At 60.2% G+C, this 26,325-nt stretch carries 25 protein-coding genes and 1 pseudogene; 4 read left to right on the plus strand and 22 right to left on the minus strand.

The window, feature by feature from the left end:
- Positions 1–331: 331 nt before the first annotated feature.
- The 8 genes and pseudogenes from LB462_RS29635 to LB462_RS29670 all read right to left on the minus strand — a co-directional run bounded on the left by LB462_RS29635 (position 332) and on the right by LB462_RS29670 (position 8,659).
- A pseudogene (locus LB462_RS29635) lies at positions 332–932 on the minus strand (DUF2161 domain-containing phosphodiesterase).
- Between the two features lie 171 nt (positions 933–1,103).
- A complete protein-coding gene (gene pldH, locus LB462_RS29640) occupies positions 1,104–1,850 on the minus strand; it encodes a pyridoxal 4-dehydrogenase, SDR-type (protein WP_224515509.1) in 747 nt (248 codons plus the stop codon).
- A 39-nt stretch (positions 1,851–1,889) separates the two neighbouring features.
- Positions 1,890–3,068 carry a pyridoxamine--pyruvate transaminase gene (gene ppaT, locus LB462_RS29645; protein WP_370637346.1) on the minus strand — a complete coding sequence of 393 codons (1,179 nt, stop codon included), beginning with the start codon at positions 3,066–3,068 and terminating at the stop codon, positions 1,890–1,892.
- 27 nt (positions 3,069–3,095) lie between these two features.
- Positions 3,096–3,902: a 4-pyridoxolactonase gene (gene pldA, locus LB462_RS29650; protein ID WP_224515512.1), complete on the minus strand. Its 807-nt coding sequence runs from the start codon at positions 3,900–3,902 to the stop codon at positions 3,096–3,098.
- 46 nt (positions 3,903–3,948) lie between these two features.
- On the minus strand, positions 3,949–4,884 hold the full coding sequence (locus LB462_RS29655) for a putative B6 ABC transporter permease subunit 1 (RefSeq protein ID WP_224515513.1): 936 nt from the start codon (positions 4,882–4,884) through the stop codon (positions 3,949–3,951).
- Positions 4,885–4,887: 3 nt separating this feature from the next.
- Positions 4,888–5,982, minus strand: coding sequence for a putative B6 ABC transporter permease subunit 2 (locus LB462_RS29660; RefSeq protein ID WP_224515515.1), 1,095 nt, complete (start codon positions 5,980–5,982; stop codon positions 4,888–4,890).
- Positions 5,979–7,550, minus strand: a complete 1,572-nt coding sequence (locus LB462_RS29665) for a putative B6 ABC transporter ATP-binding protein (protein ID WP_224515517.1) — start codon at positions 7,548–7,550, stop codon at positions 5,979–5,981. The genes LB462_RS29660 and LB462_RS29665 overlap by 4 nt, the downstream gene beginning before the upstream one ends.
- A gap of 80 nt (positions 7,551–7,630) precedes the next feature.
- Complete coding sequence (locus tag LB462_RS29670) at positions 7,631–8,659, minus strand: putative B6 ABC transporter substrate-binding protein (RefSeq protein WP_224515518.1); 1,029 nt, start codon at positions 8,657–8,659, stop codon at positions 7,631–7,633.
- Between the two features lie 99 nt (positions 8,660–8,758).
- Between LB462_RS29670 and LB462_RS29675 the strand changes: the two genes are divergently transcribed.
- Positions 8,759–9,184: a hypothetical protein gene (locus LB462_RS29675; protein WP_224515520.1), complete on the plus strand. Its 426-nt coding sequence runs from the start codon at positions 8,759–8,761 to the stop codon at positions 9,182–9,184.
- A gap of 37 nt (positions 9,185–9,221) precedes the next feature.
- Here LB462_RS29675 and LB462_RS29680 read toward each other — a convergent pair whose 3' ends face one another.
- The 10 genes from LB462_RS29680 to LB462_RS29725 all read right to left on the minus strand — a co-directional run bounded on the left by LB462_RS29680 (position 9,222) and on the right by LB462_RS29725 (position 18,704).
- Positions 9,222–10,232 carry an ABC transporter substrate-binding protein gene (locus LB462_RS29680; RefSeq protein WP_224515521.1) on the minus strand — a complete coding sequence of 337 codons (1,011 nt, stop codon included), beginning with the start codon at positions 10,230–10,232 and terminating at the stop codon, positions 9,222–9,224.
- 37 nt (positions 10,233–10,269) lie between these two features.
- Positions 10,270–11,085 (minus strand): ABC transporter permease, encoded by an 816-nt coding sequence (locus LB462_RS29685; protein WP_224515523.1) that lies wholly within the window; start codon positions 11,083–11,085, stop codon positions 10,270–10,272.
- Positions 11,082–11,912, minus strand: a complete 831-nt coding sequence (locus LB462_RS29690) for an ABC transporter ATP-binding protein (protein WP_224515525.1) — start codon at positions 11,910–11,912, stop codon at positions 11,082–11,084. The genes LB462_RS29685 and LB462_RS29690 overlap by 4 nt, the downstream gene beginning before the upstream one ends.
- A 130-nt stretch (positions 11,913–12,042) precedes the next feature.
- Entirely contained in the window at positions 12,043–12,972 is a 930-nt protein-coding gene (gene fhmpcd1 / locus LB462_RS29695) for a 5-formyl-3-hydroxy-2-methylpyridine 4-carboxylate 5-dehydrogenase (RefSeq protein ID WP_224515526.1), read from the minus strand.
- On the minus strand, positions 12,969–14,600 hold the full coding sequence (locus LB462_RS29700) for a GMC family oxidoreductase (protein ID WP_224515552.1): 1,632 nt from the start codon (positions 14,598–14,600) through the stop codon (positions 12,969–12,971). The genes fhmpcd1 and LB462_RS29700 overlap by 4 nt, the downstream gene beginning before the upstream one ends.
- Before the next feature lie 117 nt (positions 14,601–14,717).
- Positions 14,718–15,440, minus strand: coding sequence for a class II aldolase/adducin family protein (locus LB462_RS29705; RefSeq protein WP_224515528.1), 723 nt, complete (start codon positions 15,438–15,440; stop codon positions 14,718–14,720).
- A 70-nt stretch (positions 15,441–15,510) separates the two neighbouring features.
- Complete coding sequence (locus tag LB462_RS29710) at positions 15,511–15,969, minus strand: YbhB/YbcL family Raf kinase inhibitor-like protein (RefSeq protein ID WP_224515530.1); 459 nt, start codon at positions 15,967–15,969, stop codon at positions 15,511–15,513.
- A 30-nt stretch (positions 15,970–15,999) separates the two neighbouring features.
- Positions 16,000–16,590 carry an amino acid synthesis family protein gene (locus LB462_RS29715; protein ID WP_224515532.1) on the minus strand — a complete coding sequence of 197 codons (591 nt, stop codon included), beginning with the start codon at positions 16,588–16,590 and terminating at the stop codon, positions 16,000–16,002.
- Between the two features lie 69 nt (positions 16,591–16,659).
- Positions 16,660–17,799: an FAD-dependent oxidoreductase gene (locus tag LB462_RS29720; protein ID WP_224515533.1), complete on the minus strand. Its 1,140-nt coding sequence runs from the start codon at positions 17,797–17,799 to the stop codon at positions 16,660–16,662.
- 41 nt (positions 17,800–17,840) lie between these two features.
- Positions 17,841–18,704, minus strand: a complete 864-nt coding sequence (locus LB462_RS29725; RefSeq protein WP_224515535.1) for an alpha/beta fold hydrolase — start codon at positions 18,702–18,704, stop codon at positions 17,841–17,843.
- Between the two features lie 153 nt (positions 18,705–18,857).
- Here LB462_RS29725 and LB462_RS29730 point away from each other — a divergent pair, with 153 nt between their 5' ends.
- Together LB462_RS29730 and LB462_RS29735 are read left to right on the plus strand one after the other, a co-directional pair.
- Positions 18,858–19,529 carry a GntR family transcriptional regulator gene (locus tag LB462_RS29730; RefSeq protein WP_224515537.1) on the plus strand — a complete coding sequence of 224 codons (672 nt, stop codon included), beginning with the start codon at positions 18,858–18,860 and terminating at the stop codon, positions 19,527–19,529.
- 139 nt (positions 19,530–19,668) lie between these two features.
- Complete coding sequence (locus LB462_RS29735) at positions 19,669–21,264, plus strand: GMC family oxidoreductase (protein ID WP_224515538.1); 1,596 nt, start codon at positions 19,669–19,671, stop codon at positions 21,262–21,264.
- 471 nt (positions 21,265–21,735) lie between these two features.
- Here the strand turns inward: LB462_RS29735 and LB462_RS29740 are convergent, their stop codons facing one another.
- Positions 21,736–22,362: a class I SAM-dependent methyltransferase gene (locus LB462_RS29740; protein WP_224515545.1), complete on the minus strand. Its 627-nt coding sequence runs from the start codon at positions 22,360–22,362 to the stop codon at positions 21,736–21,738.
- A 91-nt stretch (positions 22,363–22,453) separates the two neighbouring features.
- Between LB462_RS29740 and LB462_RS31305 the strand changes: the two genes are divergently transcribed.
- A complete protein-coding gene (locus tag LB462_RS31305) occupies positions 22,454–22,588 on the plus strand; it encodes a hypothetical protein (RefSeq protein ID WP_255628207.1) in 135 nt (44 codons plus the stop codon).
- Between the two features lie 15 nt (positions 22,589–22,603).
- Here LB462_RS31305 and LB462_RS29745 read toward each other — a convergent pair whose 3' ends face one another.
- From LB462_RS29745 to LB462_RS29755, 3 genes are all read right to left on the minus strand, one after another.
- Complete coding sequence (locus tag LB462_RS29745; RefSeq protein WP_224515548.1) at positions 22,604–23,317, minus strand: response regulator; 714 nt, start codon at positions 23,315–23,317, stop codon at positions 22,604–22,606.
- A gap of 348 nt (positions 23,318–23,665) precedes the next feature.
- Complete coding sequence (locus LB462_RS29750) at positions 23,666–25,003, minus strand: HlyD family type I secretion periplasmic adaptor subunit (RefSeq protein ID WP_224515550.1); 1,338 nt, start codon at positions 25,001–25,003, stop codon at positions 23,666–23,668.
- A 37-nt stretch (positions 25,004–25,040) separates the two neighbouring features.
- Positions 25,041–26,325, minus strand: a 1,285-nt coding sequence (locus tag LB462_RS29755) for a calcium-binding protein (protein ID WP_304610462.1), incomplete at its 5' end; no start/stop codon positions are given.

Genomic DNA, 26,325 nt, shown 5'->3' on the forward strand with positions numbered 1-26,325 from the left:
CCAAAGACAGGCGCCTAAGAGCGGCGGCCGACAAGGCAGGCGCTTCACTGCACCTACCCGTAAATCGTCCCAACTAAAAGTGCCAAACCAAAGCCCTTATTTCAATCGCGCCTGGAGCAGACTTCGACCTCAGTGTGATTGGACTGACGGATTCGGATCCAAAAGCTGCTATAAGGAACCACGTTGAAGTTTCGAGTGCGGTTCCAGTCGAGGCATTATGCGATTTTCGAAGCACGGAACGGCGGCAGACCCGGCACAAACGATGCCTAGGGCGAGGCGCGATCTTCTCTAACGCACATTCGAATGAATAACCAACACTCAAGTGCCGTGGCTACTGGCTCCCCTGCACATCTGGCTGCGGCCATCGCTGCAGCGCGATGCGGCCAGCTTCTGTCAACGCATAGACGCTTCTATCGAGGCGCTCAAACCAGCCATAAACATTCGAAAGCAATATCTTGCCCGCGTCCGGTACGCCGATATGCCGTCATAATTGGCGTGCGGGTACTACCACCAAGCACCGGATCTCCGCGTCGTTTCTGGTGTTCGCGCAAAAGCCTCGAACGGCGCTTTGGATCGGTCCGCGGCATTGGTGACACGGAACCAACGATGACGTTGACCTCGCCGGCGTCGGAAATGCCCAGCATGCCAACGCCAAGCCTGCGGCAGAGGTTGCGATAGCGTTTGTCGGCTTCACGACCTCTGCCGCTGGACGATATCCGGTCAGCGATCCAGACCTCGTTTGAAATGGTCGCCCGGTCGACCGCCTGCAAAATGAGCTCCAGATTGAAACTCAATTTTAGCTCGGCGACCACGACAACAGGCGTATCATCATTACTGAGGCCGACAAGATCGCAGCCGCCAACCTCGCCCTTGACGACGTAACCTGCCTCTTCGAGAAAGCTTTTTACCGGCAGATAGAGCGACGTTTCCATGTGTGCAGATTAATACGGGGAATCGTTCACAAGAACTACACCGATATGGCAGCTAGGGACACCGCATTTTTGCTCGCCTTGAAATGAGCGGAACCATCGCCCCGAATAATCCCAATCGAACTGCTTGGTCAAGCAACACGTTAGCTGGTCGCTGTGTCGGGATGGATCAGGCTAGTGCCTGACCATCCCGGCGTCGACATTCAGCGTCTGGCCGGTGATCCAGCGCGCATCGTCGGAGGCTAAGAACGAAACCACATCGGCGATATGTTCAGGCTGCCCTTTGCCTTTAATCGCCTGCAGCATCTCGACGAAGCTGAACGCCTCATTGTGCGGGCTTGCCTTGACGCCCTCGCTCTCGATCAGGCCGGGCGTCACTGCGTTCGCCGTGATGTTGTATTTGCCGAGTTCCGTGGCCAGCGCCCGGGTGAAGCCGATGACGCCGCCCTTGGCCGCGACATAGGCGGCCATGTTCGGTGTACCGGCAAAGAATGTGTTGGAGGCGATGCTGATCACTCGTCCGGCCTTGCCTGCCGCGCGCATCTGGTCCGTGCCGGCGCGGGTGACAATGAAGGTCCCTGTCAGATTGACGTCGACAATCTTGCGCCAATGGTCGAGATCGACATCGTCCCAGGCAATGAACGGGACGATGCTGGCATTGTTGACCAGAATATCGATGCCCCCGGTAAGGGCCTGGATTTCGGCGAAGAGCGCCTTGACCGATGCCGGATCGGAAATGTCAGCGGCGATCACCCTCGCATTGTCGCCGATCGCCGCGGCCACCGCCTTGGCGCCTTCGGCATTGATGTCGCTGACGATGACGGTTGCCCCGTCGGCGGCAAGCCGCGCGGCGATTGCCTTGCCGATACCCTGCGCGGCACCCGTGACCAGGGCCGTCTTTGCCGCAAGTCGTTCAGTCATGAAAATACTCCCTCAATCCGTGATCCAACAGTTGTCTGTTCATGCGTCGGCGTCGATAATGGCGAGCGCCGCCTCAATACCTTTGCCGATCGCAAGCTTCTGGCCCAAAGCATTCATGGCGCCGCCAAGCGCCGTCAGCGCGGCGATCGCATAGATCGGCTGGGCGGTCGGGCCCATATGGCCAATGCGCGTCAGCTTCCCCAATGTTTCGCCGCGGCCCGACGAAAACACCACGCCGTATCGGGCGCGCGCGGCCTGGCGAAGCGCCTTCTCGTCGACACCTTCGGGGGTGCGAACGGCGGTCGTGGTCGGCGATGCGATCCTGTCGCTGGCCGCCCAGATCGACAGGCCCATCGCGGTGACGCCCGCGCGCATTGCCTTGGCAGTAAGCGCGTGGCGCGCCCACACCGCCTCCGGTCCCTCATCGAGATAAAGGTCGAGCGCGACATCGAGCCCGTTGATCTCCGAGACCGACGGCGTGAACGGAAACGGCTCGTTCCTTGACCACGCATTTTGCCAGTCGACGATGCTCAGCATCGATGCGCGCGGCGCCAGGGGATTTCCCTTCATCTTGGCCCAGGCCCGCTCGCTGACGCCCATCATGGTGAGGCCGGGAGGCGCGCCCAGGCATTTGTTGGGGCCGGTGACATAGATATCGGCCTTGCAATCCTCCGGATGCGTCTTCATGCCGCCAAAGGACGAGACCGCGTCGACGATCAGATAACCGCCATGCGCCGAGACCAGCGCGCCGATGGCATCGATCGGATTAATGGTGCCAGACGGCGTGTCATGATGGCACACGGAAACGATGGTGATTTCCGGATGCGCTTTCAGCATTGCCTCAACCTCCTGCGGGTCGATCGCTTCATTGCAGGGCACCTCGATTTCGATGAGATGTGGCGAATAGCGCTTCGCCCAATAGCCAAACCCCTTACCGTAAACTCCGGAGGCAAGGTTGAGCACGACGTCGTCGGGCGCGATCAGGGAGGCCGCGGCGGCCTCGAGGCCCAGTACCGGCTCGCCATGCAGAATGACCGGCTTGTTCGATAGCCGCATCGCCTTCTGCGCCTTGTCGACCACCTTCTCGTAGAGGAGCTGAAACGCCGGGTCGTAGTCGTAAAGCACCGTGCGCCCGAGACCACGCAGCACTTCGGCATAGGCGTTCACCGGCCCCGAGGTCAGGGTGATGACCGGATCGGCGTGTTCGAGATAGCGCATCATCTTCTCTCCTGATTTGGCGGGCGATCAGCCGTAGAATTGCGTGCCGGTCTTGTAGCTCCTGAAGTTTTCCATGTCGTGCGAATACATCAGTTCGGCACCATGGTCCTCGGCCAGCTTCTTCACTTTGCGCATCGAATTGACGCCCGCCACCGGGTCAATGTGGAAAGCCGCCTGACACAGCGTTTCAAGGCTCTTCTGGGTGTAGGCGGCATCGATGGTGAACATCATCGGTTGGCGCTTGGGGAACTCGACGAGCAAGCTGTAGTGGCCGATCGAATGGCCGGGCGTCGAGACCAGCCTTACGCCCTTGGCAAGATCGACGTCGCCCTCGATGCCCTCGAAGGTCGAGTTGGCGCGCGTCGTGCCTTCCAGCAGTTGCGCGGTCGCGCCACGTGCTTCCGCGGCCTCCGCCGAGAAGCTCAGGTCCGAATAGCCCAGATGTTCGAAGGGTTGGGGATTGCACGCCTGCGGTATCTCGCTGCGGTGGCAGATCTTCTTTGCATGCGGAAAATACTTGTTGCCGCCGCAATGGTCGAAATGGAAATGCGAATTGACGACAACGTCGATATCCTTGGGCTCGAGCCCGAGCAAGGCGAGCGCGCCGGGAATGGTCTGGTGCTTTTCCTGGATCGGCTTCTCGAAGGGCAGCACCTTCATGACGTGATCGTAGTCATAGCCGGTATCGATCAGGAAGCGGCCCTCGGCATGCTCGATCAGGATCGAATAGACCGGAAAGCGCACTTCGCCGCCAGGGCCGCGATTCCAGAACACATGATAGCCGTCGAGAACGAGCGAGCCGCCATCGAGCAGGTAGATCTTGGTATCCGACATTGTTACCTCCTGTTTGGCGCGGGTCCCCTCCGCGCATCTGATTGTGTCAGCGCGTACCGCGCTCATATGGAATACCCAGCGCCGCGGGTAGACTGGCCCGCCGGCCGAACAACACCAGCATGATCATCACCGCCAGGAATGGCAGCATCTGGATGACGTCGGTCGGTATGTTGATGCCCGCTACCTGCATGGCCGTCGTCAGCGACAGGCAGACGCCGAACAGCAGGGCGCCGAACAGCACCCAGACCGGACGGCCGCGCGCCAGCATGGCCAGCACGATGCCGAGAAAGCCGGCGCCGTTGCTGATGAACGGAATGAACAGGCCGGCCCCGACATTGGCGAGATAGGCGCCGCCGAGCCCCGCCAGCGCGCCGGTCGTCAGCACCGCGATGGTCCGGGTCTTGATGACGTCGATACCGGCGACGTCGAGCGCGGCCGGCTTGTCGCCCGCTGCCTGCAGGTTGAGGCCGAGCTGCGTGTGCCGATAGAGGTAACCCATGGCGAACACCAGCGCGAGCGCCAGATAGACGATCAGGTGATGCTTGAAGAAGGCAGGCCCGAAGACAGGAATATCCGACAGCAGCGGAATGACGGTGGCGTCCGCCGCTGGCAGGCGGGGATAGCTGCGCGAGAACTGGAAATGATGAAGCAGCGCCGTCAGGCCTTCGAGACCGAGTGTTAGCGCGATGCCGATGACGATCTGGTTCAGCCCGATGCGCACGCAGAGCAGCGCCATGATCAGCGCCACCACGACGCCGCCGGCGGCACCTGTTAGGAACCCCAGCCACAGCGACCCGGAATAGAACGCGCCGACGAAGCCAAGATAGGCACCGGCCAGCATCATGCCTTCGATGCCGATGTTGAGCACGCCGGCTTTTTCCGACATTTGCTCGCCGAGGCCGGCCAGCAGCAGCGGGATGGCCGCGGTGACGGCGCCGAACATGAGCGCGCTGAGAAAGACTTCGCTAAATAGCCCGGTCATGCCTTAAGCCTTTCTCGACTGGTTGTAACGGTGGTCGACATACTCGGCGAGAGCGAGCACGATCAGCACGATGGAGACCAGCACCAGTGTGAAATGATTGGGCACACCAAGCCGCCGTGCCGCGCTTTCGCCGCCGATCGACAACACCGAAAGCAGGAACACGAAACCTATCGCGGCAAACCCGTTCATGCGGGCGAGGAACACGGCCGGAATGACGGCCAGCCCGTAAGCGGGATTCCAGTCGGCGCGGACATTGCCCTGAACACCGATGATGTCGACGGCACCGGCAAGGCCCGCGAGCCCGGCGGAAATGGCGAAGACGGCAATTGTCAGACCAGGTACGCCGAGCCCCGCATGAATCGCCGCTCGCGGATTGGCGCCGACGATCCGCAATTTCAGCCCGAACGCCGTGCGCGTCATCACCAGATGCACGATGATGATTGCTGCTAGGCCGAGCAGCAGGCCGCTGGTGATGGTCGTATCGAACAGGCGCGGCAGCCGGTCTTCCACCGGTAGCGTGCGCGTCTGGGGAACGGTCGTGCCGGGATCGCGAAACACAAGCTTGACCAGAACATTCGCGAGCGAGGTGCCCAGGAACGTCATCATCAGCGTGGTGATGATCTCGTTGACGCCCTGATAGGCCCGCAGCAGCGCCGGCACCAGCGACCAGATCATCGCTACCACCGCGGCGATCAGGAACGACCCGATGAGAGCCAGCCAGGCCGGCATCAACTGGACGAACACCGGGGCGCTGGCGGCTGCCGTGACGGCACCAAGCAGGAACTGGCCGTCGCCGCCCAGATTCCACGTCCCGGCGCGAAAGGCCACGATCAGGCCGGCGGCAAGAAACAGCAGCGGCGCCATGCGCGTCAGCGTCTGCTGGATGCCGAGCGGCGAGAACAGGCCTTTTTCCAACACATAGCCATAATAGGCGAGCGGGTCGACGCCGACGGCAAGCAGGATGCAACCGGCGATGACCAGTGCGGCGAGGATCGGGCCGAGCGTCATCAGCAGCTTGTGGAGGATGTCACGGCGCGCGGCCGCCGCGCTTGTGGGATCGAGTGCGGTAGCATTGACCGTGGGGGTGTCGATGCTCATGCGGCTAGTCCGATCATCAGGCGACCGACCTTGGTGCGGGCGTCGTCTACGTTCTCGACGGTGCCGACCAGCGCTCCGTTGGCGATGACGGCTATACGGTCGCACATGCTGAGCAATTCCTCGAGGTCGGTGGAGATCAGCAATATGGCGAGGCCGCGCGCTGCGGTGTCGCGGATGCGCTGGCGCGACGCCAGCGTATTGGCGAGATCGAGCCCATAGGTCGGTTTGTTGAAGATGACGACCTTGGCGCCTTCGGCCAGTTCGCGCGCCAGCAGAACTTTCTGGATATTGCCGCCCGAAAGCCGCCCGACCGGCGTCTTCAGGCTTGGCGTGCGCACATCGTATTCGCGCACGAGCTGGGCCGCGCGCTTGTCGATCTCGGCGCGCTGTTCGAAGCCGTTGCGCCAGAACGGAGCGGCGCCGACCTGCTTGAGAAAGAAGTTTATCGAAACCGGGAAAGTTCCGACAGTGCCTTCGCCCAGCCGGTCGTCGGTCAGATAGCGAAGACCGCGCTGGCGGCGTTCGCCAACGCTCAGCATCTCGATCGCGGTTCCCTCCAGCCGCACCGAACCACCGGTCGCCACGCGTTGCCCTGCCAAGGCCTCCGCCAATTGTTTCTGGCCGTTGCCATCGATGCCGGCGATGCCAAGGATCTCGCCTGGACGAATGTCAAAGGAGATCGACGATAGGCCCGGTGTGTTGTCCGTAGGTGCGACCGCGAGATCCGCGACCTGAAGCAGCGGAGCGGCTTCGACGCAGATTGTGCGGATGGGGCACTCGACCGCTTCCGGATCGTCCTTCTGTTTGCCGAACATCAATTCCACGATCTCCGAGATGATCTCCTGTTCGCCCAGCGCGCGGAAGCGCTCGGAAGGAATCTCGCCGACCTTACGGCCGAGCTTCAACACCGAGATGCGGTCGCCGAAGGCCGCCGCCTCCTTGAGCTTGTGCGTGATAAAGACGATCGCCAGTCCCTGCTCGACGAGGCGGCGCATCAGCGTGCCCAGTTCGTCGATGCCCTTCGGCGTCAGCATAGAGGTGGATTCGTCGAGGATCAGTAGCCGGCTGTTGCGCACCATGGCGCGCAGGATCTCCACCTGCTGCTGCTCGCCAAGGGAAAGCTCCGACACCTTGGCATGCAGCTTCACCGTGATGCCGAGGCTGCGGGTAATCTCGGCGACGCGCGCCTCAAGCTCCTCGGTCCTGGGGCGCTGCCACCAGGGCCCGCCAAGCAAAAGATTCTCGGCCACGGTCAGAGCCGGCACCAGCATCATGTGCTGGAAGACGGTTCCAATACCGAGCGCCAGCGCATGGCGCGGCGAGGTGATCTGTGTCAGTTTGCCGTCGACCAGTATGCGGCCCTCGTCCGGCTGCAGCAGACCAGACAGCATGCCGATCAAGGTGGATTTTCCCGCGCCATTCTCGCCGAGCAGCACATGCACCTCACCGGGACGGATCGACAGGTCGATGCTGTCATTGGCGACGATGCCGGGAAAGCGTTTGGTCACGCCTTCAAGCACGACGATGTCGCGTTTGTCGGCGCCCGGTAATGAAGAAAGACTGCCCATGAAAGCTCAGAACCTTTAAAAACATGAAATCGGCCCGGAGGGATGAACTGGTCACCCTTCCAGTAGCCGGTTGGATTGCCCTACTGGGCGACGCTGGTCATCAGCGCCCTGACGTCCGCTGCATCATAGACCGGCTCGACCGGAATCTTGCCGGAAATGACTTCGTCGCGCAGCGCTTGGATCTCGGTCCAGACATTGTCCGGGATTGCAGCGGTCTTCAGAAGCTTGACCGAATCATCCTTGAGGCCGATCGAGTAGCTCTTGGTGCCGAACGTGTCGGCCTTCAGGTCGTCGATCATCGCCGCGTAGACCGGCTCAATGTTCCAGACCACCGACGACAGCAGGAAGCCCTTGTCGATCGGCGTCTTGTCGCCGATGACGTCGATGAAATAGACCTTGCCGCCGTCAGCCGCCTTGGTCGTCTCGACCGCCTGCAGCATCCCGAAGCTCGAACCATTGCCCTGGCCGAAGATGATGTCGGCGCCCGACGCGATCACGCTTTCGGTGACGCGCTTGCCGCCGGCTGCGTCGCTGTAGGCGGCGGGTCCGATCACCGCATAGGTGATCTTGACCTCTGGGTTCTCCGCCTTCACGCCCTGCGCGAACGCCGCTGACTGCGAATTCCACGAGGGCGGTTCGCCCGACACGACGATGCCGACCGACTTCGAGCGCGACATCTTGGCGGCAAGACGGCCGGCGAGATAGGCGCCCTGGTGACCGCTCAGCGTGTAGTCGGCGACGAGACCCTTCTCCAGACCGCTCGGCGTATCGACGATCGCCACCGGAACCTTCAATTCCTTGGCGATTTCAGGCCCCGAAGTGTTGTAACCGCTGGCGTGGGCGATCAGCAAGCTAGCGCCATCAGACGCGAGCTCCCGCAGCGTCGGACGAACATCGCCATAGCCAAGGCCCTGGGCCACGACCACTTCGACGCCGGCGGCCTTGCCCGCCGCCTTGGCGGCATCGATGCCCTGCTGATTCCAGCCGTAATCGGTGCCTGCTTCGGGCGTCAGGATGGCGATCGACTTGACTTCACCGGCAAGCGCGCTGCCCAGCAAGACGCCACTCAGTATAGCCGCACTCACACTACTCTTCAGAATCTTTAACATATTACCCTCTCTGTTTGATTTACCAATCAATATTATGTTGTTATTGCGCATATGCGAGGTAGACTGCCTGAGTAAATTCACCCATGGAGCTCAGGCAAAGTGAAGATTCGTTATGTTCTCCCTGTGGCGCTGGCGTTCACATCCTTCGCCAACGCGGTTGAGTTGCACCATATCATCGTCCGAAAGGGCACCGACGGGCTCGACATGGTGCCGTTGACGATTTCGAACGTGGGCAATGAAGGACTGTCCTGCAATGCCGACTTCGCCCACTGGTATTCCGCCGGGATCGCGACGGTCGAACCGGGCGAGAGCGCGCGCCTCGAACTCTGGTTCGACCCCAAGACCGGCACGTTCACGATCCTCAACGACAAGCGCGAGAACCTGCCCGTCGAGCGGCTGCGGTGCGGCCTGTCGGGTCGCGCATATGCCACACGCGTGCAGATCACGCTCGACCGCGCCGACGCCGCGAAAGGCGAACGCGCCGTGTCCTGTGTCACGAGGCAGGACAGCCTGGTCTGCCGGTAGGCGCTCATCGACTTGCCCGTCCCAACACCGGTGCCTCTTACTTCTTTGCCAGGAACGTGTCGGTGAAGACATCGTCCGCCGAGAGAGCCGTCTTGAGCACGCCCTGATCGGTGAGCGTCTTCAGCGTTTCCTCCCACTGCGTCTTCGTCATCCAGCCGAGGCCGTGTTCCTTGGTGTCCGGGCCGGTGAAGGTCGACGCGATATCGGCGTTGATCTGCGCAAGCAGCACATCCTTCTTGTCCGCGTAACCGGGTGCAGCCTTGGCCGTGATCTCGGCGGCCTCTTCGGGGTGGGCCACGACATAATCGAATGCTTCCCTGTACGCCCTAACGAAGCGGGCGACGACGTCGGGCTTGTCCTTGATCATGTTCTGAGAGGTGAACAGGCCCGAGCCATAAGCCTTCCAGCCATGGTCCGCGCCCATCATGACGCTGAGCGAACCGGAACCGCCTGCCTTGGCCTCCAGTTCGGGAACCTCGGCGTCGACATAGCCGACCACCGTCTGAACCCGGCCTAGAAGCAGATAGCTTTCATAGGGCGGCGAGACACTGTTGAGCGTCATGTCCTTCTCCGTCAGGCCATTGGCCGCCAGGAAGCCCTTGAAGAAGATGTAGGTTGAACCGGCTGGATGAATGCCGATGGTGAGGCCCTTCAGATCATCCGGCTTGGTGAGCTTCACCGTCTTCGCCAGCGAGATGATCGCCAGCGGCGAGTGCTGGTTGACTGCGGCCACCGCCACCACCGGGACATTCTGCGACCGCGCAACGGCGAGCGTGGGAAGATCGCCGAAACCGAAATCCGCGTTCTCATTGCCCACCAGCCGCATGGCGTCTGGCGAGCCGGAACCCTTGCGGATCTCGGCCAAGTCGATGTCGTTCTTGGTGAAGAAGCCCTTCTCCTTGCCCACGAAGAACATGGCGTGGTTGCCGCGCACCACCCAGTCGAGCTGCACGCTGACCTTGTCCGCCGCCAGCGCTACGCCGGAGAAGCCAAGCGCGCCGGCAAACGCCGCAAGCGTGGCTGCCTTTATGAGTGAGCGTCTTAGCATTGATCGATCCTTCCTGTCGTTGACTGTCCTAGGTAACCTAGGCGTGGCTGAATTTCGGTGCCCATGGCACGATGATGCGTTCGAGAACTTCGGCTGCGTAGTAGAAGGCGATGCCCAGCACCGAAACGAGGAGTAGGGCCGCGAAGACGAGCGCGGTGTCGAGCTGGGTCGAAGCGAACTGGATGACGTAGCCGAGCCCATCGGAAGCGCCGGCGAATTCGCCGACGATAGCGCCGATGACGCTGAGCGTCGCGGCGATTTTGGTTCCGGCCATCAGGTTCGGCAGCGAATGCGGAACGCGAATCCGGAACAGGATCTGCGTCGGGCTGGCGCCGACCGAATTCATCAGCGACAACAGCGAGCGATCGACCGACTGCATGCCCGCCAGCATCGATAATGTCACCGGGAAGAAGGCGATGACCAGGATCAGGCCGATCTTGGGCGCAAGCCCGTAGCCGAACCAGAGGATGAAGATCGGCGCCAATGCCACCTTGGGCACGTTCTGGAACAGCACCACCAGCGGATAAAGCGCTCGCCCCAGCCAGTCAAAGCGCACGATGACCAGCGCAATGGCAATGCCGACCACAATAGAGACAAGGAATCCGAACAGGATCTCGCCTGCCGTTACCAGTGTCGCCTGCATCAGCGTTCCCCATTGCGCGACCAGCGATTGCGCGATCTCGGACGGGGCGGGAATGATGAAGGCGGATATGGCGAAAATCCGCACCACGGCTTCCCAGACCACGATCGTCGCCAGCAGAAGGATAGCCGCTGGAAGCCAGCTGCCTGTCACTGCACCCCAGGTTGAGGCAAGCCGCGACTCGGAGAGATTGGTGACAGGTTGATCGCTCACGACGCACCTCCCGGTTGATGGCTGGCGCGCAGCATCGTCCGCAGCTGAACCAACAGCCTGACGAACTGCGGATCTTCCGTTAAAGACAGATCGCGCGGATAGGGCAGACCAATGTCGAGGCTCCCGGTGATCCGCCCAGGCTTGATCCCCATCACGTGGACATGGCGCGACAGGTGAATGGCCTCGTCTATCGAATGGGTGACGAGCACAATGGTCTTGCCGGTGCGCTGCCAAATCTCGAGCAGCGACTCACCCATCGAATCGCGGGTGATGGCGTCGAGCGCGCCGAACGGCTCGTCCATCAGGAGAACCGCCGGATCGAGCGCCAGGGCCCGCGCGATGGCGACGCGCTGGCGCATGCCGCCGGACAATTCATGAGGGCGCTTGTGGGCGCTGTCGCCCAACCCCACCAGTTCCAACATCTCCCGCCCGCGTGCCCGCAAATCGGCGCGCGAGAGCGACTTGTCGGCGATGCCAAGCAGCATCGATGCGTTGTCGACGGCATTCTTCCAGGGAAGCAGGTTGGCGTCCTGGAAGACGAGGCCGATCATGCGCTTGCGCGCCGCCTCGACTGGCGGAAGTCCGGCGATCGAAACGCTGCCGCTTGTCGGATTCACAAGCCCCGCCAGAACCTTGAGCAAGGTGCTCTTGCCGCAACCGGAAGGACCAATAAGAGAGACAAACGACCCCTTCGGGATCGAAAGATCGATGTTCTGCAGAACCAGCTGGCTCGCCATGACCACTGAAACACCCTTGGCAGAGATCAGGTCGTCATGGCGGATATGGGCCGGCCGGCCGCCGGCGGCTCGAATGGTTTCAATGCGCATGGCTTGCCACCCCATGCGCCGTCGTCAACGGTCGCCGCACCGTCCGGTCCGCGAAGGCGCGCCTCGCACCAACAGCCGCTGTTACAAACTCCCCAGCCCGGCCGATCCTGTGAGCACGATGCGCCATTTGCTACTCCCGACCTTCCAGGATGCGCCGCACCGCGACGAGTTTGCGCGCCCGTTCGCCTTGCAGCGCTTTGGTCTGCTCGGGCGTATAAGAGAACATGCCCTCGCCCGACTTGATGCCGAGCTTCGACGCGTTCGTCTTTTCCAGCACCATGGGCGCGACATCGTCACGATTGGAGAGGTCCGCGTTGAGGAAGGAAGAGACGGACTTGTAGATATCGAGGCCCGCCATATCGAGCAGCGCCATCGGTCCGATGACGGCGATCTTGTAGCCGATGCCCCACGACACGCAGGTGTCGAGATCCTCCGGATCGATGACGCCACGCTCGACGAGGTCGACGGCCTCGCGCAGCAGTGCATAGAGCACGCGGTTTTCGACGAAGCCGGGAACGTCCTTCTTCACCACCACCGGCAGCAAGCCGATCGAGCGGATCAGGTCGCGGATCGTCGCCACGGTTTGCGGCGCGGTCTTCTCGCCGCCGATCACCTCGATCATCGGGATGATGTGCGGCGGGTTCGACCAGTGCATGCCGACCATCCGCTCGGGATGCGAGATATGCGCCTGCAGTTTGGTGATCGGAATACCCGACGTGTCGGACGCGACGATCGTGTCCGAGCCTATCAGGCCGTCGATCGTACGATAGACTTCGGCCTTGACCGAAATGTTTTCAGGAACGTTCTCGATGACGAGGTCGGCACCGGATACCGCATCGCCGATATCACCCGTGAAGCGAACCGTTCCAACGCCGGCCGGCGGCGGCGCAATACCCAAGGCGTCGAGAACGGTCTCGGCCACGCCCAGCATGGATCGCGCGCGTTCGATCGCTGCCGGGGCAACATCGTAGGCTACCACCTGAAGGCCGCCTCTGGCGAGCCGGGCGGCCATGCCCGGTCCCATCGTACCCAGACCGATGATGGCGATATTTCGGATCATTGCACTGCCCCGCTTTCTTTCGAGCTCGCGATGAGGTCGGCGGCTTTCTCGGCAATCATGATCACTGCCGCATTGATGTTTCCGCAGACCAAGTCGGGCATGACGGAAGCGTCCACCACTCTCAGGCCTTCGACGCCGCGAACGCGCAATTGCGGGTCGACGACCGAGGCCGCATCGGCTCCCATCCGGCAAGTCCCCGCCGGATGATGCACGGTGATGGACGTCTTGCGAATATGCTCGTCGATCTCGTCGTCGCTCTGACACTTCGGGCCGGGAAAAAACTCCGCCTCGATGAAGGGCTGCATGGAGGGCTGTGCGGCGAGATCTCTTGCCACCCGGAAGCCGGCCCGCAGCGACTCCCAATCCTTCGGCGAGGCCAGGAAGTTCTGGTGGATCAGGGGCGCCGCAGAAGGATCGGCCGACGCCAGTTTCACCGCTCCCCGGCTTTCAGGCTGCGTGGCCACGATGCGTGTTGCGAAGCCGTCCGCAAACGGCGCCTTGAATGGCTTGAAATATGGCCATGCGGCGAGCGGAGCCGCCGTGAAGAGCAGCTGCACATCCGGCAACGGTCGCGCCGGGCCGCTCTTCAGAAAGGCGACGACACCGCCGGGCACATCCCCCGAAAAACCGCGTCCCGTCAGGTAGGTCTTGACGAAATCCAACCCGATCCGATCGGCACGCATGTTGCGCAGGAACGGGCCGCCCGGAGCCCGGCGACGGTACATGAGAATGACCGAGACGTGATCCTGCAGGTTCTCGCCGACCGCCGGCAGGTTGACCCGCGTCTCGATACCGTGCGCGGCAAGCTCATCCTGCGCCCCTATACCCGACAGCATCATGAGTTGCGGCGTGTTGATTACGCCGCCGGCAAGCAGCACTTCCTTACGGGCGACAACCGTGCGTTCGCCGCCGCGATGGTTGATGGTGACGCCGGTGGCCCGCGCACCCTCCAGCACGATCTTCGTTGCGCTGGCTTCCGTCAGAACGGTCAGGTTGGGCCGCTTCAGCACCGGCCGCAGATAGGCTGTCGCAGTCGAGCTGCGCCGGCCTTTTGAAATCGTCATCTGGAGGCGGCCGAACCCTTCCTGCCGCTCGCCATTGTAATCTTTCGTCTGCTCGTAACCGGCCTGCACGCTGGCTTGCGCAAAAGCATCGATCAACGTGTCCTTGTAGCGGCAGAACTGAGTGCTGACCGGACCTTTGCCGCCACGAAACTGGTTCTCGCCGCCTTCCCAGCTTTCCTGCTTGCGGAAATACGGCAGCACCTTGTCATAGGACCAGTCGCTGAGCCCCGAGGCTGCCCAACGATCGTAGTCTCCGCGATTGCCCCGCACATAGGCCATGGCGTTGGTCGACGATGATCCTCCGACAACCTTGCCGCGTGCGCACTCGACCCTGCGTCCGCCGACATTGTCTTCCGGCTCACAGAAATACATCCAGTCATGGCGCCGTTCGGTCAGAATCTTGCCCCAGCCAAGCGGTATATGGATCATGGGATCGCGGTCCCAGCCGCCGGCTTCCAGCAACAGCACAGAACATCTCTGGTCGGCGCTCAGCCGGTTGGCAAGCACGCAACCGGCCGATCCGGCCCCAACAATGATATAATCGTAGCTTTCAGCGTGTGGCATGTTGCGTTTCATTGCCTTCGTTTGACGCTCTTGCGTCAGGAAACTATTGAAACCGAGCCTGGAAAAACCTGGGCTAGGACCAAGGTCTTCCGGGGTATGTTCAAACATCCGCGGACCCTAGGCCAGGCCCGCTTCCCTGAGGCGCTGCGACCAGTGATCCCATCCACGGTCGATCTGGGCGCCGACGAGATTTCCCGCGGCCTTGATTTCGCCCGGCGACAGATACTTGATCGTGCCGATCCGCAGGCCGGCGGTCTGCGCTGCCGCCTCCTGTTCAAGATAGAAAGCCCGGAATACCACCTGCCGGACAGAACTGCCGACATTGACGACGCCGTGCCGCGCCATGAGCACGACGGGATAGTTCCCGAGACTTTCAGCGATGTCCCCACAGACGCTCCGGCTGCCGCCAAAGAGATCGGTATCGTCTCCCTGCTTGTCGCGTATCTCATAGACTGGGACGGCGTCGCCGAGGAAAGCCCCCATATGGGTGACCGGCCGGAGCGGCTGGTCGACGAAGCAGTAAGGCAGGACAGCCGGCGAATGGCTGTGGAGCACGCACTGGACGTCCGGCCGCGCCTTGTAAATCTCGCTGTGGATGTAGCGCTCCAGATAGGACGGCCTGTTATCCAAGGTCTCGCCGTCGAGGTTGAAACGCTGGAAGTCACCGGCCGTTATGAGGCTCGGAGCGAGCTTCTGTGCCAGGAAGAAGCTTTCGGGATCCTCGGGGTCACGGGCACTGATGTGCCCGAACGTATCCAGGATACCTTCGTTCAGCAGAATCTTCGTCGCTGTAACCAGCTCTTCGAAGACCTTCTGATGCGCGGGGCTGTTGTCTATCATTTCCAAATTCTCCCATTGTGGCGATGGCGACCATTCTTGTTGTTGTTATCGGTTGCCAGGGCCGCGGATTTCACTTGTTTTCGTAGATGCCGACGATCCGGTTCTGCTCGATGATGTTGCCGGCATATTTCTGCAGGAACTCCTCCCGGGTGGGCGTCCCGTCGACCTTGGTGTCCAGGGCATAGACCCAGAAGTAGTAGTGATGTTCTCCGTGGCCCGCGGGGGGCTGAGGCCCGTAGTACTGCTTGTGGCCGGCACCGTTGGGGCCGACGCGAAACTTCTCCTGCGCGTCCGAAAGGTCGGTGGCCGCGGGATCGATGCCATAGACCACCCAATGCGTGAAACCGTTGGCGAGCGGCGCGTCTGGATCGTGGCAGATGACCGCGAGCTCTTTCGCACCTGCCGGGACGCCACTGACGGTAAGCTTGGGCAATACGTTGCCCTTGTCGCCGGCGTGTTCGTGGCGCATTTTCCCAAGCGGCTTGAAATCCGCTGACGTAATCTTGAGGTCCTTAATGTTCAGGGGCATGGAATTCGTCCTTCAGCAATTTCGATCGAACTAGACGCCGGCCTTCAGGTCGGCGACGGATTTTCCCCCCACACGCTGATGCACGCGCGGACCCGACGCGACGGCGACGCAGATCAAAAGCTCGTCCGGGCGTGGGGCATCCGGCACGCAAAAGGTGACGGCATCATAGTGGGAACGGATGTAGAGTTCGTCCTTGTGGGCGAGCGGGATGTCGATGGTCGTGCCGGCGACAGCGACCTTGCTCACCGACGAGATCCAGGCCTTGCCGCCGCCCACCTGCTGCCGCAGCGGATCTCCGAATACTGTGGTTATGCAGGCAACGACATGTTCCTGCTCGCCTGATGTACCTGCGATACCGCCCTTGCCATAGCTTTCGACCGGCCTGTTGCCGAGCAGCGCCACGGCTCGCTCGCCGAGCGCATGACCGATCGCTGAACTCGGATTTGTCAGATCGGACAGTTCGGCGACGAACTTCCCAGCGAAGGGATTGCGTATAACAACGCCTGTTGCGACCTTGACAAGGGTCTCGCCAGGCGTGCCGCCGTCATGCCGGCTTTCCTGGACGGAGGAGTACCATCCCCTGACATCATAGTCTCTTTCGACTTCACTGGAATAATTCATCTTTATCTCCTGAATGGTGCGCGCTGTTTCTGCACGCACCGATTAATTCGTCGGCCGGCTTGCCCGACGCTACTGCGGCCATGAGTAGACACGGCGCAGCGGGTCGTAGCGGGCGGCTTCCAGCGCCGCTGGCGTGAACATGTTTCCCTTCGAGAGCGATCGGTTCGCCGCATAGTCGCCAGACAGGGCCTGGCAGCGATCCGTGATCGGGCGAATGCGCGTCTCCCACGCGACGAGCGCATCTTCGACTGAAGAGCCTTCCTCCAGGTCCTGCGACAGGCTGAAGGCGTTGACCATCGCGCAACCGGCACCCTGGGCAAGCGCCGGGCACATTGCATGCGCGGCATCGCCCACGAGGGCGACCTTGCCTCTTGTCCAGCTATCCAGCTTGGTCGTTTCGTATTTGTCGTACCTGGCGGTTTTCAGCTTGGCCGCTTCGATCAAGCATGGCTCCAAGAAAGGAAACATCTCGACCCAGACTTCGAGATCGATCGGAACGCTTGATCCGCGAGCATCGGCGGCGGGAGCCATGAGACCTAGATAGAGCTCATTTTCATTGCAGGGCGAGTAGAGAACCCGCTGAACACGCGGCCAGAAGTTCCACATGTCGATGGTATTGTCCCACTCGCCGTGGCCGAGCTGTTTCTTCATGCGCGGGACAATCAGTCGGATGAGACCATCTTTTGAAACCCATCGATCCTGTTTGAAGCCGATGGAATCCCTGACCTTTGAGCCTACGCCATCGGCGCCGACGATCAAGTCGGCTTCGAGAACTTCACCGGACTGGAGGGTCATAAGTCCTTCCCGATCGGCGGCGACTGCTTCGGAACTAACGCGGATGTCGACACCCAGGGCACGGGCCCGATTGACCAGAGCATCGTGCAGGTGGCTCCGGGTCATGATACGCCAAGGAAGACCGTTGAACGTCTCCTTGGACACCGACTTGTTATGCATCCAAGTCTCGTAAGTCGGAGGCGTGTGTGAGCCCTGTAGAACATCGTCCAAGGCACCCAGTCCCTCGAGCACGCGAAGGCCATTGTGCCAGAGATAGATGCCCGCGCCGAATGCCCGGAGCTCAGAGCTCTTTTCGTGCAGCCTGACATCCCAGCCGTTCTGCCTGAGAGCGATGGCTGCTGTCAGGCCGGCAAAGCCGCCGCCGGCGACCTCGGCACGACGCGTTTTGCCCGGAGTTCTGTTTATGTTGGCCATTTTCTGGATCCTGCTGCGTACAAGAGGACGGCGCTTGGCCGTCAGGCGTCTATGAAGTTGGTGATGGCTTTCAACGTGATCTCGGGAGACACCTCGTTGACGTAATGGTCGGCGCCCGGAACGACGACGACCGGCAGATCAGGCCGCAGCCTACTTGTCTTCGCCAGCGCCACCGCTGACACCAATTTGCTCGCCTCGCCTCGAACGATGAGGACTGGCTTGGTCACGTCCCGGTAGGCGGGCACCAGATCCGCTCGCAGGCCCTTGGCGGTCTGGGCCATGGCCGCGGGCGAGGCTAATGGACGCAATCCGCCGTCGACCTGCTGATAGCCGCTCTGAGCCCTGATCTTGATGGCGTCGGCGGGAATATTCGGATAGCGCCCGGCGAGATATGCTTCGACGGCCTTTACATCCTCGAAAAGCTGGCTCCCCGCATTCACTCGCGCCTCCAGCGCGTCCAGCGCTTCGGTCTCGATAAACGGCGTAAAGTCGATTGCGATGACCGACCGCACCAGATTCGGGTATTTCGCCGCGGCCGTGACGGAATTTCGAGCACCAAGCGAATGTCCGACGAGGATGGCACGGCCGCGATCGAGCGTGCGTATAAGGCCAACGATGTCGTCCGCATAGTCATCCGCCTCGTAGCCGGTTTCCCGCTTGTCGCTGAGGCCATGCCCCCTTTGGTCAACCGCTATGGTTGTAAACCGATCCGATAGTCGAGCCATCAACGGCTCGAACACGGCGGAGTTGGAGGTAATGCCGTGAAAGAATAGCATTAATGGGCCGTTACCCTTCTCGCGCACGTTCAAGGTGATGCGGCCAGTTTCGATGCGTCGCGAGATGAAGTGATCGCAAGGTATGTCTGCCGCCATGTCATATTCTCGCCGCCGCTGCCCGTTTCTCATCCAAGAGGATCATATAAGGTGGGGCAGGTCAAGCCGATTGTCTGACATTCTTGCAATCTTCAGATTTGACAATCAGACTATCTTGCTATCAAGTTTAGACGCTTGGCGTATTAAGCGTCAGATTGCGACCCAAAGGCTCATGAGACGTTACCAATGCCCCCAGATTTGAATTTGCGAATTTCGCCACGGTCAGTGCAACGGGAGACCGTAGATAAGTTACGGCTCGCCATTTTCTCCGGATTGTTCCAACCGGGAAGCCGCCTCATCGAAAGTCAGCTATGCACACAGCTCGGCATCAGCCGTCCGTCGCTGAGAGAGGCCTTGCGAAGTCTTGAGGCCGAGCGCCTGATCGAGATCGTACCCAACCGCGGACCGTCTATACCGGCACTTTCGTGGGAGGTGGCAACCGCCATCTACGAGGTTCGGGAGCTGTTGGAAGTCGAGGCAGCGGGGCGATGCGCGTCGAGAATTTCCCCGGAACAGTTGGTTGAACTTGAGAAATCTCTTTCCGCATTCGAAGCGGCGGCATCCAGCAATGACAGCCTTGCGCGGGTCATGACCGCCGCAGACTTCTATTCAATCATACTCGCGAATTGCGGGAATCCGATCCTCGAGGAAGTCCATCGTGGTCTGGTGGCCAGGATAAGCTTTTTTCGAGGACGATCGATGTCCTTGGAGGGCAGAGCACAAAGCAGCCTCGCGGAGATGAGGGAGATATTCGAATCCATCGCCGCCGGCGACGAGAAAGCCGCCCGAGAAGCCTCGAAACAGCACGTCTTGAAGGCGAAGGCGGCAGCGAAGATATCGATGGACAGCGGACTTTGAGTTCGTCGCAAGACTGTGGTTCCGTCTGAAGAGTCGAAGTCCTTCATGACGTTTAGGATCGGGTATCTGCCGAACGCAGATCAGTGCGCGGGGCCTTCACCATGTCAGTGTCAGACATGCCGGCAATCGAAGCCAGCAGATGGCAGATGGAGTGATGATGACCATGGCCAATGTTGAGCGCAAACCGAATTCCGATATCGTCATCGTCGGCGGTGGGTCGGCCGGCACGTTGCTTGCCGCGCGGCTGAGTGAAGAGCCGGACAGTCGCGTTCTGCTGATCGAGGCAGGCGAAGAGGCGGCGGACCCCGACATCTGGAAGCCCACTGCCTGGCCGACGCTTCAGGGCCGCAGCTACGATTGGGACTATCGCACGGAGCCGCAAGCCGGCACCGCAGGCCGAGTGCATCATTGGGCGCGCGGGCGGTTGATCGGCGGCTCGAGTTGCCTGCACGCCATGGGCTACATGCGCGGTCATCCCTCCGACTTCCAGACTTGGGTCGACGCGACTGGGGATCGCCGATGGAGCTGGGATGAACTGCTGTCAGTTTTCCAGGCTATCGAAGACCACCCGCTTGGTGGCGACGGCATTCACGGCAAGGGCGGGCCGTTGCCGATCCATTTACCGGCGGACGAAGTAAGTCCGCTTGCTCGTGCCTTCATCGAGGCAGGCGCAGCATTGGGTCTGCCTCGCCTTGAGGGTCACAACAGTGGAGAGATGATCGGTGTCACCCCGAACTCTTTGAACATTCGCGACGGGCGGCGGGTTACGGCGGCGGACGCGTGGCTCACAAAGGCCGTTCGAGGCCGCAAAAACCTAACCATCCTTACGGGATCCCGGGTGCGGCGGCTCAACCTGGAGGGCAATCAGGTCCGCAGCCTCGAGGTCGTAGGGCGACAGGGTCCGGTCGAAGTCTTTGCGGATCAAGTTGTACTTTGTGCCGGCGCGCTGGAAAGTCCGGCTTTGCTGATGCGTTCGGGCATCGGTCCGCACGATGTACTCGACGCCGCAGGCGTTGGCTGCTTGATCGATATGCCTGAAATCGGTCGAAACCTTCAGGACCACCTGCTTGGTGCCGGCAACCTTTATGCGTCACGCAAGCCGGTTCCTCCATCGCGCCTCCAACACTCGGAGTCGATGGCCTATATGCGAGCTGACGGGCTCACCGCTACTGGTCAACCCGAGATTGTCGTTGGTTGCGGCGTCGCGCCGATCGTGTCCGAACGCTTTCAGGCGCCTGCCGCTGGCACTGCATATTCACTGCTGTTCGGGATCACCCATCCAACGAGCCGCGGCAGCCTACGCATAAGTGGGCCGGAGGTCGGCGACCGGTTGATCATCGACCCGGCATACCTGCAAACCGGTCGGGACCGCGAGCTGTTTCGCCAAGCTCTCGCGGCTGCACGGACAATCGGGCATAAAGATGAACTCGCCGGCTGGAGAGAGCGCGAACTCCTGCCAAGCACCCTGAACAGTGCGGCCGAGATGGACGACTTCATCGCGCAGTCGGTCATCACACACCATCATCCCTGTGGTACTTGCAGGATGGGTAATGACCCGGACGCCGTCGTTGATCCAAATCTACGACTCAAGGCGCTCGACAATCTTTTTGTAGTGGACGCGTCAATTATGCCCAACCTCACCGCAGGACCGATTCATGCTGCGGTGCTCGCGATCGCCGAGACCTTCGCTCGATCGCACCGGAAAATGGACCCGGAAAGAATTCCGATGCGATGAACGGCATCATCTAGGGCTGCGCAGCAAGGTTGCGCGCGACGCGAAAGCCGGCGCGAAGCGACTGCCAGGCCTTGACGACGGCCCGCGCGATTGGCCATCGTGATGCCTTACCCAAGCTGTTTTCGACACTACGCCGGTTCATGTCTGGAATTCACCAAGGTCAAGGGTTGTCTTTAAGCGCGAAGCACATAATCGTTTGAGGGTCTTGTCCAAAGTCGTAACGTATGGATAATCGTTCCTTTGAAAATGCCGATAATAGGCAAATTTCGGGCTTTTTTGATTGTAGCTCAAAAGTATACAATCCACGTCGATACTTCATTTTACACATAAACGGAGCCAAACAAACGGCTGCTTCGCGCCCGCATCTCGGCCATAGATGCGATCTTTGCCTTCGCCCGGAAGCAGACATTGGCGACCACCTAAAATTCATAGTTGCGCCACGACCAGCCATTCCCACAAGTTCTGTGTGCGTCACGCCCGACTCGCCCGAACGCTCAGCCATCGATCGTGGGGCTTTCCGACGCACCGACGTACCTCGCTGACGATCCAGCCGGCGTCTGTGAGTGCGGACCGCAGGGCAGACTCGCGCCAGTACGTCTCGACGTAGCGCCGGGGCGCTGCAGCACTGCCGTGTGTGGACACATCCCCGCCTTCGCCCTCTCTAACCGAGGCGTGCAATCGGCCACCGGTCCGGGTAGCCTCGGCAAGCCGCTCAAGCACCGTACCGAAATCCGCGCGCGCGACATGAATCAGGCAGGCACATGCCCAGATCCCGTCGTACGGCGTGCCGGGACGCTGCGGGTCGGCCAAGTCTTCGGTCAGCGGGTCCAGCAGGTCGGCCTCGAAGCCACTTTCGCGAAGCAGTTCGACGAAACCCTTTGAAATGTCGGTGCGCCGGACGCTAATTCCCCGTTTCTCAAGCTCAAGTGCATCTCGCCCGCCACCGCTTCCGATCTCTAGCACCCTGCCCGAGCCGCCCAGCTCGGTCACGAACGCATCGATCTCTGTCGCGACCCATTCGGGCATCGCCGCGGCCTCGGCAGCGTACTCCGCCGCGACCGTATCATAGGACCGCACGGTATCCAGGTCGGTGCTCATCCTAGCGCTCCTCCTTCAAGAGATCGGCTCTATTACTTTCGGTCAAATCCGAGCTGCCTGTACTCAGGAAGAAGCGCAGGGGGCACCCAGCATGATCTTTGATAAACTCGCCCGGATCACATTCGGCCTGACAAGCGTTCTCACGTTATCGGCTTTCGGATTAATTGCCTACGCCGCCTGTGAAGGCGTTCGCGATGTGCTGTCATCGAGCAGGGATAACTTCTAATCAACGACTCTCTTGTCAAGGTTGCTCGGAGAGCCGAGGTACTCGTTTTGTTCCCCCATGATCAGAGTTGACTTCCACCTCGTTGTTAACCATCGATTCGCCCCAGCCTTGTCGGGCAACAATGGTTGCAGCCACGCGGTTTTGAACTCCGAGCTTTGCCATTGCATTCGTCATATGCGATTTGACAGACTTTTCCACGATCCCGAGGATGTCGCCAATCTGCCGATTGCTTAATCCGTTCGCGACTAGGCGCAGCGTACGCTCTTCTTGGGGGGACAGCGAGGAAAGCACGTCTGCTACCGAAGGTCGTCTTAGGTGAGCGACGACACGGAATCCAATGATTGGCGACATGAAGGATCCGCCGGCAGCTACTATTTTAATCGCCGATACAAGGTCGGTGGCGCTGGTATCCTTCAGAAGATACCCCACGGCGCCAGCGTCGATGGCCGCCAATACATTGTCTTCTGCTTCCAACTCGGTAAGAAATATGACCTTAGTCGGGCTAGTCGACTTCAATAGCCTTTTGGCGGCCTCGATGCCACCACCTGGCATGGAAATGTCCAGTAGTGCAATATTAGGAGCATAGCGAGAACTGAGTTGGATAGCGTCCTCGGCCGTTGATCCTTCGCCCACAACCGTAATATTCTCGTCAGTACTAAGAGTTTGAATGATACCGGTCCGGAATAACGGATAATCGTCTACTACGATGACCTCAATTTGACCCGACATAACCCTTGCCTCACTTCCCAACTTGGCCTCTGACCTTGGGTGACAATAAACCGCAACAAACTGGATGAAGATGATGGTCGCAGTGGCGTTGCACGCCTTCAATAACTTGACAGGCCAAAAATAGCCATTTGCAAGGATAGTTTACAGCTAACGTTTACACAAACTAAACTTCGTGAAAAGCATTGGTCCTGGCAAATTAGATGCGGCCACTCGTTCTGGTATACCTGCATAGCTTCCAGTGAGATTGCTGTTTTGGTTTCAAAATGTGGCATGGTCAAACCCAATTTGTTGAAGTTCGTTTAACGTTGGAGACTCACCGTACGCCGATACTTTCCTAATGCCCCTTCCTTACTGTTCGCGAAAGGCGCGATTGAATTGATCCGCGAGGGGTTTGGACAGGAAGGACATGGCAGTGCGCTGTTCCGTCGAAACAAATACTTCGACTGGCATGCCAGGCATGAGCTTGCTGTCGCCGAGCTTTTCAAGCTCCTCCGAGGGAACGATCACATCGCACAGATAGTAGACTTGGCCTGTTGTTGGGTCGCTACTGGTCGCGGCGGAAACATAGGCAATCTTGCCATGCAGTTCTGGCGTCGTGCGTGTGTTGAATGCCGAGAAGCGCAATTTTGCCGGTTGGCCGACGTATAACTGATCGATATCCGTCGGAGATAATTTTGCCTCGATCTTGAGAGACGCGTCGGCCGGCACGAGTGTCACCAGCTTCTCGGCTGGCGTGATGACGCCGCCGATGGTGTGGACCGCGAGTTCGTTGACGGTACCTGACAGCGGCGCACGAATATCGGCTCGCGCCAGCCGATCCTCCATGGCTACTCGCCGTTCCCGAAGTTCGGAGAGTTTGGGTTCGATGGAGGAGAGTTCCCGCTGTGCTTCGGTACGGGCAGTCTCGTCTATGGCAATGATTTGCAGGCGAATTTCACCCATGCGGGCCTTGGCCCGTGCGATATTGGCTTCGACCTCTCCGCGTTCTCCCAACAGCTTGGCCATCTCCCGATCGATGACATATTTACGCGAAGTCTCGATCAGGCGCTTGTCGGTCAGCCCCTTGATCTTACCGTGTTCAGTCTTGACCAGAGCGATCTCGTCGATCTTTGCATCGTGCTGCGCTTCGAGCCCCTTGATCTCCTCACCCAATTGATCGATGCCAAGGATCAACTGTTCTTTCTGGCTCTCGCGGTTCTGACGATTGCCATCAAACATACGCTTCTCACCAAAGAACACGTGTGGATAATCATTGGTTCGTGCGGTTAGTTCGGCTGACATCATGATCGCATCGAGATTATCACGCTCAGCCACGAGCCTCGCCTGTTTCGCCGTCAGTTCGACGAGCTGCGTGCGGACGATCGAAAGCTCTGCTCGGGTTTCGGCATCGTCAAGCCGCAGCATAATCTGACCCTTGGTGACAAAATCACCTTCCTTGACCGCAATCTCACTGATGATGCCACCATCACGGTGCTGAATTGACTTCAGATTTTGATCGACCTTGACCATGCCCGGTGCGATGATCGCTCCTGTCAGTTGGGCGGTTGCCGCCCATCCTCCTGCGCCCACGAACAGAAGCAAGCCAAGGGTAATACCTGCAAAGACCCGCGGGCCCACAGGGAAGGTGTTTTCCGGCTCGATCTGCGGTCCAAGCCCCAAGTCTTTTTGTTTTTTTCGGCCGAACATTTCTTCACTCCCGTTCGCGTCAAGATGACGTGTTCACTCAAGGATTTTCAACGATCATCAGCATGTGATGACCGGTCAAGTTGATCGTCATTTCATAGTGTTCATCGCGGTCCATATCGACCTCGATCAGCGTCTGCTGCAATTCGTCAGTTCCTTCGTGGCGAACGCGGATCGGCAGCGGTTGTTCGTCGGCGTCATCGCCGTAGGTTTCCTCGAACCGATCTTCCAGACTGTCGATGACATCTTCGAAGATCTCATACCTCGACATCTCGATGCGATCGCCAACCATGAAGTCAAGGATTTGGTGGATGACCTCCGCGCTGGAACTGCCTTCAGGGATCTGGAACTGAAACGTATCGGCACCCCCATTGCCTTCTAGTATCATCGCAGTTGTGCCGATGTTCATCTGATCATTGGCAGCACTTCCGATCACCTGCTCGAATCCTGAGATCACATCGTTCCCGATCGCAAATCCTGTCGCAGTACCCGTGTTCAGATCGACAAGAACGCCCTGTGCGCTCTGCGAGTAATCAAGGGTGTCAGACCCTTCCTCGCCGCAATAGATGTCATCGTCTCCATCGGCAGCGGCCTGCACGATATCGTCGCCCGTGCCTGCCAGCACGCAGTCTTCGCCGGCACCGTCCGATATCACATCGTTTCCGTCATTGCTGATCAGGGTTTCATTGGCGCCACTCCCCCTGATTTCGTCATCCCCTTCGCCGGACTTGATGACCTCGAAATTGGTGACGCTATCGCTGCCGATTTCCGCGCCGCTGGCATTGGCAGCAACGAGGTCGATAACCACGTCCATCAGCGCGGCGGAATAGTCGAGCGTGTCGATTCCCGCGCCGCCATCATAGGTGTCCGCCGCCCCATCCATGGCAGCCGTGATAGTATCCTGGCCAGCATCGCCGCTGACCCTGTCCGCCCCTGCTCCATCAGACAGTTGATCGTTGCCCTCGCCGCCTGACACGATGTCATCACTACCGCCGCCTTCAATCCGATCATCGCCGCCATTGCCATGGATCTCCTCGGCCGCATCGCTGCCTTGAATGTCATCCTGCCCCGCCCCGGCCAGCAGAACCTCGAAATTCGAGATTGTGTCGTGACCGATCTCGTCACTGGATGCAGTGCCTTCGTCGAGATCGATCGTGCTGCCGTGCAGGACTGCGGAATAGTCCAGCGTGTCGATGCCGGTGCCGCCGTCATACCGGTCGGCTGCCTGATCGACATCACCTGCGACGGTATCATTGCCGTCGCCGCCGCGCACGATGTCTTCGTCATCGCCGCCACTGAGGAAATCATTGTCTCCGCCACCCTCG

The organism is Phyllobacterium chamaecytisi (assembly GCF_020164455.1).
In the GTDB taxonomy this organism is placed as follows: domain Bacteria; phylum Pseudomonadota; class Alphaproteobacteria; order Rhizobiales; family Rhizobiaceae; genus Phyllobacterium; species Phyllobacterium chamaecytisi.

Excerpts from the sequence above, each read along its gene's own strand:
- pldH (WP_224515509.1), bottom strand. The coding sequence starts at position 1,850 with ATGACTGAACGACTTGCGGCAAAGACGGCCCTGGTCACGGGTGCCGCG.
- LB462_RS29680 (WP_224515521.1), bottom strand. The coding sequence starts at position 10,232 with ATGCTAAGACGCTCACTCATAAAGGCAGCCACGCTTGCGGCGTTTGCC.
- LB462_RS29700 (WP_224515552.1), bottom strand. The coding sequence starts at position 14,600 with ATGCCACACGCTGAAAGCTACGATTATATCATTGTTGGGGCCGGATCG.
- LB462_RS29655 (WP_224515513.1), bottom strand. The coding sequence starts at position 4,884 with ATGACCGGGCTATTTAGCGAAGTCTTTCTCAGCGCGCTCATGTTCGGC.
- LB462_RS29660 (WP_224515515.1), bottom strand. The coding sequence starts at position 5,982 with ATGAGCATCGACACCCCCACGGTCAATGCTACCGCACTCGATCCCACA.
- LB462_RS29720 (WP_224515533.1), bottom strand. The coding sequence starts at position 17,799 with ATGGCCAACATAAACAGAACTCCGGGCAAAACGCGTCGTGCCGAGGTC.
- LB462_RS29705 (WP_224515528.1), bottom strand. The coding sequence starts at position 15,440 with ATGATAGACAACAGCCCCGCGCATCAGAAGGTCTTCGAAGAGCTGGTT.
- LB462_RS29730 (WP_224515537.1), top strand. The coding sequence starts at position 18,858 with ATGCCCCCAGATTTGAATTTGCGAATTTCGCCACGGTCAGTGCAACGG.
- fhmpcd1 (WP_224515526.1), bottom strand. The coding sequence starts at position 12,972 with ATGATCCGAAATATCGCCATCATCGGTCTGGGTACGATGGGACCGGGC.
- ppaT (WP_370637346.1), bottom strand. The coding sequence starts at position 3,068 with ATGCGCTATCTCGAACACGCCGATCCGGTCATCACCCTGACCTCGGGG.
- LB462_RS29690 (WP_224515525.1), bottom strand. The coding sequence starts at position 11,912 with ATGCGCATTGAAACCATTCGAGCCGCCGGCGGCCGGCCGGCCCATATC.
- LB462_RS29710 (WP_224515530.1), bottom strand. The coding sequence starts at position 15,969 with ATGCCCCTGAACATTAAGGACCTCAAGATTACGTCAGCGGATTTCAAG.
- LB462_RS29750 (WP_224515550.1), bottom strand. The coding sequence starts at position 25,003 with ATGTTCGGCCGAAAAAAACAAAAAGACTTGGGGCTTGGACCGCAGATC.
- LB462_RS31305 (WP_255628207.1), top strand. The coding sequence starts at position 22,454 with ATGATCTTTGATAAACTCGCCCGGATCACATTCGGCCTGACAAGCGTT.
- LB462_RS29665 (WP_224515517.1), bottom strand. The coding sequence starts at position 7,550 with ATGGGCAGTCTTTCTTCATTACCGGGCGCCGACAAACGCGACATCGTC.
- LB462_RS29725 (WP_224515535.1), bottom strand. The coding sequence starts at position 18,704 with ATGAGAAACGGGCAGCGGCGGCGAGAATATGACATGGCGGCAGACATA.
- LB462_RS29740 (WP_224515545.1), bottom strand. The coding sequence starts at position 22,362 with ATGAGCACCGACCTGGATACCGTGCGGTCCTATGATACGGTCGCGGCG.
- LB462_RS29715 (WP_224515532.1), bottom strand. The coding sequence starts at position 16,590 with ATGAATTATTCCAGTGAAGTCGAAAGAGACTATGATGTCAGGGGATGG.
- pldA (WP_224515512.1), bottom strand. The coding sequence starts at position 3,902 with ATGTCGGATACCAAGATCTACCTGCTCGATGGCGGCTCGCTCGTTCTC.
- LB462_RS29735 (WP_224515538.1), top strand. The coding sequence starts at position 19,669 with ATGGCAGATGGAGTGATGATGACCATGGCCAATGTTGAGCGCAAACCG.
- LB462_RS29670 (WP_224515518.1), bottom strand. The coding sequence starts at position 8,659 with ATGTTAAAGATTCTGAAGAGTAGTGTGAGTGCGGCTATACTGAGTGGC.
- LB462_RS29745 (WP_224515548.1), bottom strand. The coding sequence starts at position 23,317 with ATGTCGGGTCAAATTGAGGTCATCGTAGTAGACGATTATCCGTTATTC.